General features: G+C 72.7%; 12 protein-coding genes. 5 read left to right on the forward strand and 7 right to left on the reverse strand.

Features of this window, described 5'->3' with window-relative positions; all coding sequences use genetic code 11:
* The coding region (locus tag ACPT94_RS41780; RefSeq protein ID WP_425248128.1) for a MarR family winged helix-turn-helix transcriptional regulator at positions 1 to 326 on the reverse strand (326 nt) is incomplete at its 3' end.
* A gap of 85 nt (positions 327 to 411) precedes the next feature.
* Between ACPT94_RS41780 and ACPT94_RS41785 the strand changes: the two genes are divergently transcribed.
* On the forward strand, positions 412 to 1,920 hold the full coding sequence (locus tag ACPT94_RS41785) for an MFS transporter (protein WP_360331172.1): 1,509 nt from the start codon (positions 412 to 414) through the stop codon (positions 1,918 to 1,920).
* 33 nt (positions 1,921 to 1,953) lie between these two features.
* Positions 1,954 to 2,274, forward strand: a complete 321-nt coding sequence (locus ACPT94_RS41790) for a DUF6332 family protein (RefSeq protein WP_425248133.1) — start codon at positions 1,954 to 1,956, stop codon at positions 2,272 to 2,274.
* Here the strand turns inward: ACPT94_RS41790 and ACPT94_RS41795 are convergent.
* From ACPT94_RS41795 to ACPT94_RS41810, 4 genes are all read right to left on the reverse strand, one after another.
* Positions 2,235 to 2,900, reverse strand: coding sequence for a response regulator (locus ACPT94_RS41795; RefSeq protein WP_425248129.1), 666 nt, complete (start codon positions 2,898 to 2,900; stop codon positions 2,235 to 2,237). The two genes, ACPT94_RS41790 and ACPT94_RS41795, sit on opposite strands and share 40 nt — an antisense overlap.
* On the reverse strand, positions 2,897 to 4,129 hold the full coding sequence (locus ACPT94_RS41800; RefSeq protein WP_425248130.1) for a sensor histidine kinase: 1,233 nt from the start codon (positions 4,127 to 4,129) through the stop codon (positions 2,897 to 2,899). The genes ACPT94_RS41795 and ACPT94_RS41800 overlap by 4 nt, the downstream gene beginning before the upstream one ends.
* Before the next feature lie 185 nt (positions 4,130 to 4,314).
* Positions 4,315 to 5,931 carry an alpha/beta hydrolase gene (locus tag ACPT94_RS41805; RefSeq protein ID WP_425248131.1) on the reverse strand — a complete coding sequence of 539 codons (1,617 nt, stop codon included), beginning with the start codon at positions 5,929 to 5,931 and terminating at the stop codon, positions 4,315 to 4,317.
* A gap of 658 nt (positions 5,932 to 6,589) precedes the next feature.
* Positions 6,590 to 7,288 (reverse strand): TetR/AcrR family transcriptional regulator, encoded by a 699-nt coding sequence (locus ACPT94_RS41810; protein WP_360331184.1) that lies wholly within the window; start codon positions 7,286 to 7,288, stop codon positions 6,590 to 6,592.
* 149 nt (positions 7,289 to 7,437) lie between these two features.
* On the opposite strand from ACPT94_RS41810, the gene ACPT94_RS41815 reads away from it, so the two are divergent.
* Positions 7,438 to 7,890 (forward strand): nitroreductase/quinone reductase family protein, encoded by a 453-nt coding sequence (locus ACPT94_RS41815; protein ID WP_425248132.1) that lies wholly within the window; start codon positions 7,438 to 7,440, stop codon positions 7,888 to 7,890.
* A 15-nt stretch (positions 7,891 to 7,905) separates the two neighbouring features.
* Here the strand turns inward: ACPT94_RS41815 and ACPT94_RS41820 are convergent, their stop codons facing one another.
* Positions 7,906 to 9,162, reverse strand: coding sequence for a geranylgeranyl reductase family protein (locus ACPT94_RS41820; protein ID WP_360331190.1), 1,257 nt, complete (start codon positions 9,160 to 9,162; stop codon positions 7,906 to 7,908).
* Between the two features lie 134 nt (positions 9,163 to 9,296).
* Between ACPT94_RS41820 and ACPT94_RS41825 the strand changes: the two genes are divergently transcribed.
* Positions 9,297 to 10,652 (forward strand): dipeptidase, encoded by a 1,356-nt coding sequence (locus tag ACPT94_RS41825; RefSeq protein ID WP_425248000.1) that lies wholly within the window; start codon positions 9,297 to 9,299, stop codon positions 10,650 to 10,652.
* A 230-nt stretch (positions 10,653 to 10,882) separates the two neighbouring features.
* Positions 10,883 to 11,965, forward strand: a complete 1,083-nt coding sequence (locus tag ACPT94_RS41830; RefSeq protein WP_425247999.1) for a BUD32 family EKC/KEOPS complex subunit — start codon at positions 10,883 to 10,885, stop codon at positions 11,963 to 11,965.
* Here ACPT94_RS41830 and ACPT94_RS41835 read toward each other — a convergent pair.
* Positions 11,935 to 12,978: an NUDIX hydrolase gene (locus tag ACPT94_RS41835; RefSeq protein WP_360331199.1), complete on the reverse strand. Its 1,044-nt coding sequence runs from the start codon at positions 12,976 to 12,978 to the stop codon at positions 11,935 to 11,937. The genes ACPT94_RS41830 and ACPT94_RS41835 overlap by 31 nt on opposite strands.
* Between the last annotated feature and the right edge of the window lie 88 nt (positions 12,979 to 13,066).

Below are 13,066 nucleotides of genomic sequence, written 5' to 3' on the forward strand. Positions count from 1 at the left end.
CCCTTGCCCGTGAGCACCACCTGGACGCCCCTGCGGTCCTCGGGGCACATGCCGCGCTCGACGAGACCGTCCTTCTCCAGCCGGGCGATCAGCCGCGACAACGCACTCTGACTCAGATGGACCCGTTCGGCGATCTCCTGGACGCGAAAGCTGCAGGAACCGTCCGGCGGGACTCCCCCGGCGAGGACGTCCAGCACCTCGAAGTCGCTGGCGCACAGGCCGTGTTGGTGCAGCGCGCGGTCGAGTTCGCACTGGGTGCGCGCATGCAGCGCCAGGATGTCCCGCCACTGTTCCACGAGCGCCTGCTCGGCCTTCTTCGCCGCCATGGCCGCACCGTAGCAGAGAACGGGATTCATTGCACCAGAATTAAATGCGCTTGCATTCGATGCATGCGCATGTAGTGTCTTCCGCATGACCTCTCCGCTCTCCTCCCCCGCGTCCCCTCTCCCCGAGGTTCGCTGGACCCCGCGGCTGTGGGGCACCCTGCTGGTGCTCTGCGCCGCGATGTTCCTGGACGCGCTGGACGTGTCGATGGTCGGCGTCGCCCTGCCGTCCATCGGCGCCGACCTCGACCTGTCCACCTCGACGCTGCAATGGATCGTCAGCGGCTACATCCTGGGCTACGGCGGCCTGCTGCTCCTCGGCGGCCGCACGGCCGACCTGCTCGGCCGCCGCCAGGTGTTCCTGGTCGCTCTGGGCGTGTTCGCGCTCGCCTCGCTGCTCGGCGGGCTCGTCGACTCGGGTCCGCTGCTGATCGCCAGCCGGTTCATCAAGGGCCTGAGCGCCGCCTTCACGGCCCCGGCGGGCCTGTCGATCATCACGACGACGTTCCCGGAGGGCCCGCTGCGCAACCGCGCGCTCTCCATCTACACCACCTGCGCCGCCACCGGCTTCTCCATGGGTCTGGTCCTCTCCGGCCTGCTGACGGAGGCCAGTTGGCGCCTCACCATGCTGCTGCCCGCGCCGATCGCGCTGGTCGCCCTGCTGGCGGGCCTGAAGCTGCTGCCGCGCAGCGAACGCGAGCAGGGGCACAAGGGGTACGACGTCCCGGGCGCCGTCCTCGGCACCGCGTCGATGCTGCTGCTGGTCTTCACCGTCGTCCAGGCACCGGAGGTCGGCTGGGCCTCCGCCCGCACCCTGCTGTCCTTCCTCGCCGCCGCCGCCCTGCTGACCGTCTTCGTCCTCGTCGAACGCCGCTCGGCCGGCCCGCTCATCCGGCTCGGCGTGCTGCGCTCCGGCAGCCAGATCCGCGCCCAGCTCGGCGCGATGACCTTCTTCGGCTCGTACGTCGGCTTCCAGTTCCTGGCGACCCTCTACATGCAGACGCTGCTGGGCTGGTCGGCGCTGCACACGGCACTCGCCTTCCTGCCGGCGGGTGCGCTGGTGGCGCTGTCCTCGACCAAGGTGGGCTCGGTCGTGGACCGGTTCGGCACCCCGCGGCTGATCGCGGTGGGCTTCGCCCTCATGGTGGTCGGGTACGCGCTGTTCCTGCGGGTCGACCTGGACCCGGTGTACGCGGCCGTGATCCTGCCCAGCATGCTGCTGATCGGCGCGGCCTGCGCGCTGGTCTTCCCCTCGCTCAACATCCAGGCCACCAACGGTGTGGAGGACCACGAGCAGGGCATGGTGTCGGGCCTGCTGAACACCTCGGTACAGGTGGGCGGCGCGATCTTCCTGGCCGTGGTGACGGCGGTGGTGACGGCGGGCGCCCCGGCCGACCCCACCCCGCAGGCCGTCCTCGACAGCTACCGTCCCGGCCTGACGGTCGTCACCGCGATCGCCGCCCTGGGCCTCCTGATCACCCTGCCCGGCCTGCGCACGCGGCGCTCGGCGCAGTCGCTGGTGGTCGCCCAGTCCACCGAGCCCACCAAGTCCACCCTGAAGGAGGCGAACGCGGAACGCGTGCCGGTCCGCGACTAGGGGGACGCCTCCGTGTGCGCCCGGCGGGAGTCGTTGCCCCGCCGGGCGCCCCCCCGGGCGCCCCCCCCTGGGGACGGGTCCCGGGGCCGGCGCACGCAAGCGCAACGGGACGCGATCACCGTCGAGATCGGGTACGCGCTGTTCAGCGCGGCCTTCGCGGCGGCGGTGCTCTTCGGGGCGGTCGCCGGCCCGGCGCTGCTCTTCGCGCTCCCGGACGGGTTGGAGACGGTGCTGCTCCGGACGGGGCTGGTGCTCGCGCCCGTGGTGTTCACGGCCCGGGTGGTGGGCGTGCTGGTCCGCTTCCGCGGCCGGGCTCAGCCCAGCCAGCCCGGCCGCACCAACCCCGACTCGTAGGCCAGTACGACCAGTTGGGCTCGGTCACGGGCGCCCAGCTTGACCATCGTGCGGCTGACGTGGGTCTTGGCCGTGAGGGGGCTGACGACCAGTCGGCGGGCGATCTCCTCGTTGGACAGGCCGATCCCGACCAACGCCATCACCTCCCGCTCCCGTTCGGTGAGCCGGGCCAGCTCCGCCGTGGACGCGGGCTTCCTGGAGCGGGCGGCGAACTCGGCGATCAACCGGCGCGTCACACCCGGTGAGAGCAGCGCGTCGCCCGCCACCACCGCCCGTACGGCGCGCAGGAGTTCGTCCGGCTCGGTGTCCTTCACGAGGAAGCCGGAGGCACCCGAGCGGATCGCCTCGAAGACGTACTCGTCGAGTTCGAAGGTGGTGAGCATGACCACCCTCACCTCGGCGAGCGCCTCGTCCTCGGTGATACGACGCGTGGCGGCCAGCCCGTCGAGCAGGGGCATGCGGATGTCCATCAGCACGACGCCGGGCCGCAGTTCGCGCACCTTGCGCAACGCCTCGTCACCGTCGGCGGCCTCCCCGGCGACCTCGATGTCGGGTTGTGCGTCCAGCAGCGCCCGGAACCCCGCCCGGACCAGCGACTGGTCGTCGGCGAGCAGTACGCGGATCACCGGTCCTCCCTGACCTTGGACGGCAGTACGGCGAGCACCCGGAAACCGCCGTCGTCCCGCGGCCCCGCCTCGATCGTGCCACCCAGGGCCGCGGCCCGCTCCCGCATTCCCGCGAGGCCGTTGCCGCCGCCGCCCGCGTCGGTGTGGGCCGCCGGCCCGTCGTCGTCGATCCGCAGCCGCAGTGTCCCGCCCGCCTGGTCGAGGCGCACGCGCGCGTGCCGCGATCCCGAGTGCCGTACGACGTTGGTGAGGGCCTCCTGCACGATGCGGAACGCGGCGAGGTCCGTGCCGGGCGGCAGCCGGGGCGGCTCCCCCGTCACCGCGACGGTCAGGCCCGCACGCGCCGCCTGCTCCACCAGTTCGGGCAGTCGGTCCAGGCCGGGCGCCGGAGCGCGCGGCGCGTCTCCCGGCGTGCGGAGGGTGTCGAGCACCTGGCGCACCTCACCGAGCGCCTCCTTGCTGGCGGACTTGATGGTGGTGAGCGCGGTACGCGCCTGCTCCGGGTGGGAGTCGAGGAGCGCGAGGCCGACGCCCGCCTGGACGTTGATGACGGAGAGGCTGTGGGCGAGGACGTCGTGCAGTTCGCGGGCGATGCGCAGCCGCTCCTCGTCGGCGCGCCGCCGTGCGGCCTGGGCGCGCTCGGCCCGCTCCCGGGCCCACTGCTCACGCCGGGTCCGGACCAGCTCCGCGACGGCCACGATCACCACGACCCAGGTGGCGACGACGATCTCCTGACCGAAGGAGGCGGGCTCGTCCCCGGACGGCGGCAGCCACCGGTACAGCCAGTGCGCGACCAGCAGGTGCACGGCCCACAGCAGTGCCAGCGCCGTCCAGGCGGCCCGCCGGTGCCCGGCGGCGACGGCGGCGACGCAGGCCACGGCGACGGTCAGGAGGATCGGCCCGTACGGATAGCCGGCGCCCAGGTAGACCGCGGTGGCCGCGGCCGTGCCGAACACGACGGGCACGGGATGCCGGTGCCGCCACAGCAGCAGTCCGGCGGCGACGAGCAGCAGCACGCGCGCGAACGGGTCGAGCACGGCCCGCTCGCCCTGCTGCTGGTGCGCGGCGAAGGTGGAGCCGCCGAAGACGAAGACCGCGAGCAGCAGGGTGGAGCGCCAGGGCCACCGGCCGCCCGGCCGCTCGTCCTCCTCCCAGAGGCCCGGCCACGGCGGCCCGGGCCGCCGCCACCGGGCCGGGCCACCGCGCTCAGGCACCCGCTCCTCGTCCATGTCAGCCACGCTAGACGCCCCGGCCCGCCGTGGACGTCCGCCGGGCGAGGTGACCGCGTGTACTCCCCTGGAAGTACGGGCGGTGCGCCTGGTAGCGCTTCGTCGGAGCGGGCGTCAGGACCGACGGGGGTGGGCGGGGCCGGGCGGCGGTCACGGTGCCGCGACCGTCGCCGCGGCAGGGTGCTTCACGGCGCCGTGCCGCCCCCGCCGGTGGCGATGCCACCGCGTGGCTGGGGCGCCGAGAAGGGCGGCGTGTCCTGCTCGCAGGAGGTTCCCGGCGGCGGGAGGACGCCGTCGACGAGGTAGCGGCTCACGTGGTCGTCGACACACGTACTGGGGTTGAGCAGCGCGGTGTGTCCGTACCCGTGGTGGGTGAGCAGCCGGGCGTCGGCCAGCTGCTCGGACATCGCCTGCGCGTCCGCGTACGGGGTGGACGGGTCGTAGGTGGTGCCGACCACCAGCACCGGGTGCGCCGTCGGCTTGTTCCACGGCCCGGCGTACCGGCCGGCGGGCGCCGCCGGCCAGGTGGAACACGGCTCCGTGGCCCACGTCCAGGAGCGCGCCGCGTCGCCGGAACGCACTGCGGCGGCCTCCTCCAGCGTATGGAAGGCGGCGGGATCGCGCGGGTTGGGGCTGTCGCTGCAGATCACGGCGGCGCCCTGCTCCTCGCCCAGGTACGGCACCGGGACCGGAGGCGTCATGGCGGGCGTGGCGGGGGCCGCCGGGACGCGCCCCTGCCACAGCTCCTGAAGCCGGGCGGCCAGGTTCGTCCATCCGGGGTGGACGACGTAGAGACTGTTCACCGTGTCCGCCACGGTCCGGGCGTAGGTCCACGACTCCACCGGACGCTCCTTCAGGCGGCGGGTCAGCTCGTGGAACTTGTCCCGGGTGGCCTGGGGGCTGCCGGCCGAGAACGCGCAGCGCGCGACGGTGGCGGACCCGCACAGGGACAGGAACCGGTCCAGGGTCCGGGCCGCCGAACGGTCCGACCCCAAGCGCAGGAAGGTGGAGAGCCGGGCCTGCTCCGACCCGTTGTTCGTCCACGCCGACGGGTCGACGTTGCTGTCGAGCACCATGGCACGGATGGTGTCCGGGTGGAGGTTGGCGTAGGTGGCGCCGAGGAACGTGCCGTAGGAGATCCCGATGTAGGTGAGGCGCGACTCGCCCACCGCGCGGCGGAGCTGGTCCAGGTCGCGAGCGGTGTCGGCCGTCGAGACGTGCCGCAGAAACTCCGGGTCACGCCGCTGGCAGGCCCGGCCCAGCTCCCGGTAGGCGTCGATCCAGGCCTTCCGCTCCCGCTCGCCCACCGGGAATCCGGCCGGATGGCCCGCGATCCAGGCCTCGGCCTGCTCCGGGCTTGCGAAGCAGTTCACCGCTGTGCTGTTGCCGATCCCTCGCGGGTCCCAGCTGACGATGTCGAAACGCTCCCGCACCTCACCCGGGAAGAACTCGTACATCTGCGGCATCTGCACCGACCCGGGCCCGCCGGGGCCGCCGGGGTTGAAGAACAGGGTGCCGATGCGCCGCCCGGGGTCGGTGGCCTTCCGCCTCACCACGGCCAGTTCGACGGTGCGCCCGCCGGGTTCCGCGTAGTCGAGCGGCACGGTCGCCGTCGAGCAGTCGTATCGCGCGTCCTGAACGCAGGGCTTCCAGGCGAGCTCCGGGGCGGGCACCGCGGGAGCCGGCCCGCCACCCGTCGCTGCGGGAGGGGGAGCGGTCAGCGCCGTCGAGCAGGACAGCACCACGGTGACGACCGCGGCGCACGTCCTTCGACGGCCGGCTGTCGGACCAGTTATTCGCATGCCACGTCCTTTCACGGCCGGGCGCCCGACGTTGCCCGGGCACTGGGTCCGCCCAGGCACCACGGCATTGGTCATCGGCGCGCATCCGTGACCACCAGACCGCGCCCGGCCCCCACCCGCGAGCCGACCGCACCCGAATGGGCGCCGGCCCGCCCGGGCCCGGCGCCCCCGGCCGGCATCCGCCCACGGCGCTTCGTCACCCCGGCCGACATCCGCCCATGGCGCTTCGTCACCCCGGCCGACATCCGCCCACGGCGCTTCATTACCGTGGCCTGGCCCGGCCTTCCCCCGTCAGTCGGACTTGCCTGCTCCCCGGGACACCCCCCAAGGGCCTGTCCGGCGGATCAAGTCGCAGGAATCCGGCGGTGACTCATCGGTGCGGGTGAGCGGGGCGATGGGGGTGCCCCCGCGCGAGGCTGTTCGAGCGTGGGAGAGCGTCCAGCTGCAAGGCGGAGGAGGGCGTCGACGCGATGGGGGTCCCCCCGCGCATGGGGGTCCCTCCCGCTCGAGCGAAGCCGAGAGTGGGGGAGAAGCCGAGCGTGGGGGAGTCGACAACCGACGACAACGCCGGTGGGGGCACCTCCCGCTCGAGCGAAGCCGAGAGTGGGGGAGGACGCACCAAGCCCCGCGTCTGCGGCATGATCCGCCGGACAGGCCCCTAGCCCAGCCCCACCCCGTGGGCGAGCCGTGTCACCGCGTGCCGGAAGAACGGCTCGCGTTCCTCCACCACTCGGTGGAACTGGCCGAACAACTCGAAGCCGACCAGCCCGTACAGCTGGGCCCAGGCCGCGACCAGTGCCGTGACCGCTCCCGGCGGGAGGTCGGGGGCGAGGTCGCCGGCCATGCGCACGGCTTCCGGTACCAGTTCGTCCGTCAGGAGCGGCACGTTCAGCCCCTGGCTCTGGTGCGCGTCCCGCACGATGCCGATGAGGAGGACGCCGACGCGGGAGGCGGCGGGGACGGTCGCCTCAGGGGCGCTGTATCCGGGGACGGGCGAGCCGTAGATCAGCGCGTACTCGTGCGGATGGGCCTGCGCCCAGCCGCGTACCGCCTCGCACACCGCGACCCAGCGCCGGACCGGCTCGGCACCGGCCACGGCGGCGTGCGCCGCCTCGGCTCGCTCACCGAGGGAGTCGTAGGCGTCGATGATGAGCGCGGTGAGCAGGTCGTCGCGGCTCGGGAAGTACCGGTAGAGCGCCGAGGAGACCATGCCGAGCTCACGCGCGACAGCTCGTAGCGAGAGCTTGGACGCACCCTCGGCCGCGAGCTGTCTGCGCGCCTCTTCCTTGATGGCGGTGGTGACTTCGATCCGGGCGCGGGCGCGGGCCCCTCGGGCGGTGCTGTTGGCGCTGCTCATGGGCCCCAGTGTCCCACGAAAGACAGAGCAGTGCACACATTCGAGAGCGGCGAACAAAAAAGAGAGCACCGCTCTTGCCCTGGGTCGGTGATGTCGTGCACACTCGAATCAAGCGAGAGCACCGCTCTCTCAGAACTGGGGGTCATCCGATGTCGTCGTCGCCGTACTACCTCAAGGGCAGCCCGCTCAACGTCCGTCTCAACAGCTTCATCGGCTGGCTGGCCCGGCACGGGTTCAGCCTCGCCGGCACGGCGGAGATGTCGGTGCGGGGCCGCAAGAGCGGACAGATGCAGCGCATCCCGGTCAACCCGCACACGTACGAGGGCGCGCAGTACCTGGTGTCGGCCCGCGGACACTCCCAGTGGGTGCGCAACATGCGCGTGGCCGGCGGCGGGGAGCTGCGGGTGGGGCGCAAGGTGCGCACGTTCACCGCGGTGGAGCTTCCCGACGCGGAGAAGCTCCCGGTGCTGCGGACCTACCTGGAGAAGTGGGGGTGGGAGGTCAACCAGTACTTCCAGGGGGTCACGGCCAAGTCCACGGACGAGGAGATCATCGCGGCGGCCCCCGACCACCCGGTGTTCCGGATCACGGTCGAGGGCTGACCCCGTGCGCCTCGGTCAGGAGTCGGTCTCCTTGGCCGCGGGCGCCGACGCCGGTGCCGACTCCTGCCGTCGGTCCATCATCGTCAGCGCCCGCTGGGCGAGCGGATGCGAGCGGACCATCTCGCCGAGCGTCGTCCGGCCGCGGGTGATATCCGTGAACGCCCGCCAGGCGGGGCGGAAGCCGGTGAGGGCCGCGTGGAACAGGCCCGGGCGGCGCTCGAAGGCGGCCAGCAGCCGCTTGCCGACACTCATCTCGACGCCGAGACCCGCCTTGATCGCGAACGCGTAGTTCAGGGCCTGACGGCGGGCGTCCACCGCGTCGTGCGCCTCCGCGATACGGACCGCCCACTCGCCCGCGAGCCGGCCCGAGCGCAGGGCGAAGGAGATGCCCTCGCGGGTCCACGGCTCCAGCAGGCCCGCCGCGTCCCCGCAGACCAGCACCCGCCCCCGGGACAGCGGGGAGTCGTCGGCGCGGCAGCGGGTCAGGTGACCGGAGGAGATGCTCGGTTCGAAGCCGGCGAGGCCGAGCCGCCCGACGAAGTCCTCCAAGTACCGCTTGGTGGCGGCGCCTTCACCGCGCGCCGAGATCACACCGACCGTCAGCGTGTCGCCCTTCGGGAACACCCAGCCGTAGCTGCCGGGCATCGGGCCCCAGTCGATGAGCACCCGTCCCTTCCAGTCCTCGGCGACCGTCTCCGGCACCGGGATCTCCGCCTCCAGGCCGAGGTCCACCTGGTCGAGCTTCACCCCGACGTGTGCGCCTATCCGGCTGGCGCTGCCGTCCGCGCCCACGACCGCGCGCGCGAGCAGCGTCTCGCCGCCCTGCAGGACGACCGCGACCGTCCTGCGGTCGGGCACCGCCGAGCCGTGCTGCTCGACCCGCTGCACGGTGACGCCCGTCCGCAGCTCGGCGCCCGCCTTCTGGGCGTGCTCGACGAGCTGCTGGTCGAACTCGGGCCGGTTGATCAGCCCGAACAGCATCTGCCGGGAGCGACGGGTGCGGGTGAAGCGCCCGTTGTTCGAGAACGTCACCGCGTGCACCCGGTCCCGCAGGGGCAGCTCGAAGCCGGGTGGCAGCGCGTCGCGCGAGGGGCCGATGATGCCGCCGCCGCACGTCTTGTAGCGGGGCAGCTCCGCCTTCTCCAGCAACAGCACGCGCCGCCCCGTGACCGCCGCCGCGTAGGCGGCCGAAGCCCCCGCGGGTCCCGCGCCCACCACGACGACGTCCCACACCTGCCGCACGTCGTCCGCCGAAGAGTTCTCGCTGCTCACGATGGTCTACTGCTCCCGATCAAGCCGCCTGCCGCACCTGTCCCCCGCATCCTACGACCGAGATCGCCACAGCCCGCTGTGGGAGGATCGACGGCACTCATCGGTACAACGTCGCACCCACAAGGAGCGTGCCCATGTCGTCGAATCCGGTCGCCGAGACCGTCGCCTCGCTGATGCCCAGGGCGAAGGCGGAGCTCACCGAGCTGGTGGCCTTCAAGTCGGTGGCGGACTTCGACCAGTTCCCGAGGAGCGAGAGCGAGGCGGCGGCGAACTGGATAACGGCCGCGCTGCGCGCCGAGGGCTTCCAGGACGTCGCCCTGCTCGACACCCCGGACGGGACGCAGTCGGTGTACGGCTACCTGCCCGGTCCCGCGGGCGCGAAGACCGTCCTGCTCTACGCCCACTACGACGTGCAGCCGCCACTGGACGAGGCGGGCTGGATCACCCCGCCCTTCGAGCTGACCGAGCGCGACGGCCGCTGGTACGGGCGCGGCACCGCCGACTGCAAGGGCGGCTTCATCATGCACCTGCTGGCCCTGCGCGCCCTCAAGGCCGACGGCGGGGTCCCGGTCCACGTGAAGATGATCGTCGAGGGCTCGGAGGAGCAGGGCACGGGCGGCCTGGAGCGCTACGCCGAGCAGCACCCCGAGCTGCTCGAGGCCGACACCATCGTCATCGGCGACGCGGGCAACTTCCGCGTGGGCCTGCCCACCGTCACCTCCACCCTGCGCGGCATGACCATGATGCGCGTGCGCATCGACACGCTGGAGGGCAACCTGCACTCCGGCCAGTTCGGCGGCGCCGCCCCCGACGCGCTGGGCGCACTGATCCGTGTCCTGGACTCGCTGCGCGCCGAGGACGGCTCGACGACCGTCGACGGCCTGACCGACGGGACGGCCTGGGATGGCCTGCAGTACGACGAGGAGCAGTTCCGCCGTGACGCCAAGGTCCTGGACGGTGTCGGTCTGATCGGCTCCGGCACGGTCGCCGACCGCATCTGGGCCCGCCCGGCCGTCACCGTCCTCGGCATCGACTGCCCGCCGGTCGTGGGCGCCACCCCGTCCGTGCAGGCCAGTGCCCGTGCGCTGATCAGTCTGCGGGTGCCGCCGGGCACGGACGCGGCCGAGGCGACCAAGCTGCTCCAGGCCCATCTGGAGGCGCACACGCCGTGGGGTGCGCGGGTGCAGACCGAGCAGATCGGGCAGGGCCAGCCGTTCAGCGCCGACACCGCGAGCCCCGCGTACGCGGCGATGGCCGAGGCGATGGCGGTGGCCTACCCGGGCCAGGAGATGCAGTACGCCGGGCAGGGCGGCTCCATCCCGCTGTGCAACACCCTCGCGGCCCTCTACCCGCACGCGGAGATCCTCCTCATCGGTCTGAGCGAGCCCGAGGCCCAGATCCACGCGGTCAACGAGAGCGTGTCCCCGGAAGAGCTGGAGCGCCTGTCGGTGGCGGAGGCCCTGTTCCTGCGCACGTACGCGGCGAGCTGAGTCACCGGCTCCGGCCGACAGCAGAGGGCCTCGTCTTCCGGACGGGGCCCTCTCCACGGTCGCCCATGGACGTCGTCGAAGCTCCTCCCCCACCTCCGCCTCCCGCGCTTCCCGGTCGGCCAGGCCGACCTGGCGTGTTTCGGCCACGGCGACCCGGTGACCGGGCGTGCCTCGGCGGTCCTGCGCGAAGCGGCGGACAAGTTCTCTTCCGCGCACTGAAGATGGGGACCATGGCCCCCACCGCACGCCTCACCGCCCACCACGCCCTCGCCACCACCCTGGACCTCCTCAGCGACCAGGAGCTCGCGGACCTGGTGGCGTCCGGGACCCCGCTGGGCACCGGAGTCGGCGGACAGGTGCTGCGCGTCGACGTCGACGGTCAGCCGGTCTTCGTGAAGCGGATCCGCCTCACCGACACCGAACTGCGCCCCGAACACGCCCGTTCCACCGCGAACCTCTTCGACCTGCCGCCCGTCTGCCACTACGGCGTCGGCGACCTCGCCAGCCCTGGCCTCGGCGCCTGGCGGGAACTCGCGGTGCACGCGATGACGACGCGCTGGGTGCTCTCGGGCGGCTTCCCCGGCTTCCCGCTCACCCACCACTGGCGGGTGCTGCCCGCCGAACCCCGGCCGCTGTACGAGGACCTGGCCGACGTGGACCGTGCCGTGGCGTACTGGGGCGGACGCCCAGGCCTGCGCAAGCGGATCGAGGAACTGCGCTCGGCGTCGGCGAGCCTGACACTGTTCCTGGAGTACCTCCCGACCACCCTCCACGACTGGCTGGCCGAAAAGCTCCGCACGGACGACGCGGACGACGCCTGCGCCCTGGTGGAACGGGAGTTGGCACACCTGACCGCCTTCCTCCGCGACGCGCACCTCCTGCACTTCGACGCCCACTTCCGCAACATCCTCACGGACGGACGGCGCCTCTACCTCGCCGACCACGGCCTGGCGCTCTCCCCCCGCTTCCACGTCACCGCTGAGGAGAGGGACTTCATCGAACGTCACCGCGGCTACGACCGCGCCTACACCCTCACCTACCTGGTGAAATGGCTGGTCACCGACCTGTACGGACACCACGGCGAGGAACGCGCGGCCTTCGTGCGTGCCTGCGCCGAAGGCCTGCGGCCGGAGGGAATCCCGGACGGTGCCGCCGCCCTCCTCACCCGCCACGCCCGGGTCGCCACCGTGATGACCGGCTTCGAGCGACGACTGCGGGAGGAGAGCAGGTCGACGCCGTATCCGGCGGAGGAGCTGGAGCGGGCCTCGGCCCCGTCAGAAGGTCACCCGACCGGGATCCCGGCCTCCAGATAGAGCGCGGCCCCCCGCTCACGTGCCCGCAGGGCCCAGCGCAGCCGCTCGTAACGCACCGGCGGCAGCAGATGGGCCGCCTCCTCCTCGGTGACGAAACGCCAGGCCCGCAGTTCGGGCCCGGGCAGCAGCACTCCGGCAGCGGCTTCGGAGTCGAGCCTGCCGCCGTCGAAGAGGAGGCGCAGCCCGCCGTATCCGGGAGGCTTCGGCCGTTCCCAGTCGACGACCAGCAGCCGGGGTACGTCCTCGAGCCGGACGCCGGTCTCCTCCTCGACCTCGCGCATGCCCGCGCGCGCGGGCGCCTCGCCCGGCTCCACGACACCGCCGGGGAACTCCCAGCCGGGCTTGTAGGTCGGGTCGACGAGCAGCACCCGGTCGTGCTCGTCGAAGAGCAGCACCCCGGCGGCCAGCGTCTCGGCGGTGGGCTCGGGGGTCTGCACGATGTCGCAGGCGGCCACGTCACCGCTGCCGACGGCCTCCGCGATGCGGACGGCGGTCTCGTACGGGGTGAGGTCACTGGTGTCGACAGGGTGGGCGTCGCCGGTGAGCCAGACGGCGAGGGCGGCGCGGTACGGCTCGATGTGGTCGTACGACCACTGCCGTACGCGTATCTCGCCGTCGGGGAGGTCGGGCGGGATCTCCCGCCCGGCTATTCGCTCGCGCAGGATCGTTTCGGCCGGGGCGAGGAGCACATGGTGGACGGGGATCCGGCGGGCGGCGAGGCCGCCGAAGATCTCGTCGCGGTACTCCTGGCGCAGCAGGGTCATGGGGACGACGAGGGTGCCGCCGAGCTCGCCGAGCAGGGCGGCCGCGGTGTCGATCACGAGCCGGCGCCAGATCGGCAGGTCCTGGAAGTCGCCGACCTCGGCGAGGTGCTTGGGCGGCAGCAGCTGCGGGAGCGCCGCGCCGATGACCTCGGGGTCGAAGAGCGTGCTGTTCGGGATCAGGTCGATCAGTTCCCGTGCGGTGGTGGTCTTCCCCGCACCGAACGCGCCGTTGATCCAGACGACGGTCACTTTTCCCCCTCTTCTGTTGGCCCCCTGAGGCTTGCCCGCTCCACCCTGCCACGGAAACCACCTCCCGTTGAGGGCGCGCACGCCGTGG

Origin of the sequence: Streptomyces aurantiaciflavus (assembly GCF_049808595.1) — a bacterium.
In the GTDB taxonomy this organism is placed as follows: Bacteria; Actinomycetota; Actinomycetes; order Streptomycetales; family Streptomycetaceae; genus Streptomyces.

What these genes read in the sequence shown, in the direction of transcription:
- ACPT94_RS41815 (WP_425248132.1), top strand. Translation starts at nt 7,438, where the DNA reads ATGTCGTCGTCGCCGTACTACCTCAAGGGCAGCCCGCTCAACGTCCGT.
- ACPT94_RS41805 (WP_425248131.1), bottom strand. Translation starts at nt 5,931, where the DNA reads ATGCGAATAACTGGTCCGACAGCCGGCCGTCGAAGGACGTGCGCCGCG.
- ACPT94_RS41830 (WP_425247999.1), top strand. Translation starts at nt 10,883, where the DNA reads ATGGCCCCCACCGCACGCCTCACCGCCCACCACGCCCTCGCCACCACC.
- ACPT94_RS41800 (WP_425248130.1), bottom strand. Translation starts at nt 4,129, where the DNA reads ATGGACGAGGAGCGGGTGCCTGAGCGCGGTGGCCCGGCCCGGTGGCGG.
- ACPT94_RS41810 (WP_360331184.1), bottom strand. Translation starts at nt 7,288, where the DNA reads ATGAGCAGCGCCAACAGCACCGCCCGAGGGGCCCGCGCCCGCGCCCGG.
- ACPT94_RS41785 (WP_360331172.1), top strand. Translation starts at nt 412, where the DNA reads ATGACCTCTCCGCTCTCCTCCCCCGCGTCCCCTCTCCCCGAGGTTCGC.
- ACPT94_RS41825 (WP_425248000.1), top strand. Translation starts at nt 9,297, where the DNA reads ATGTCGTCGAATCCGGTCGCCGAGACCGTCGCCTCGCTGATGCCCAGG.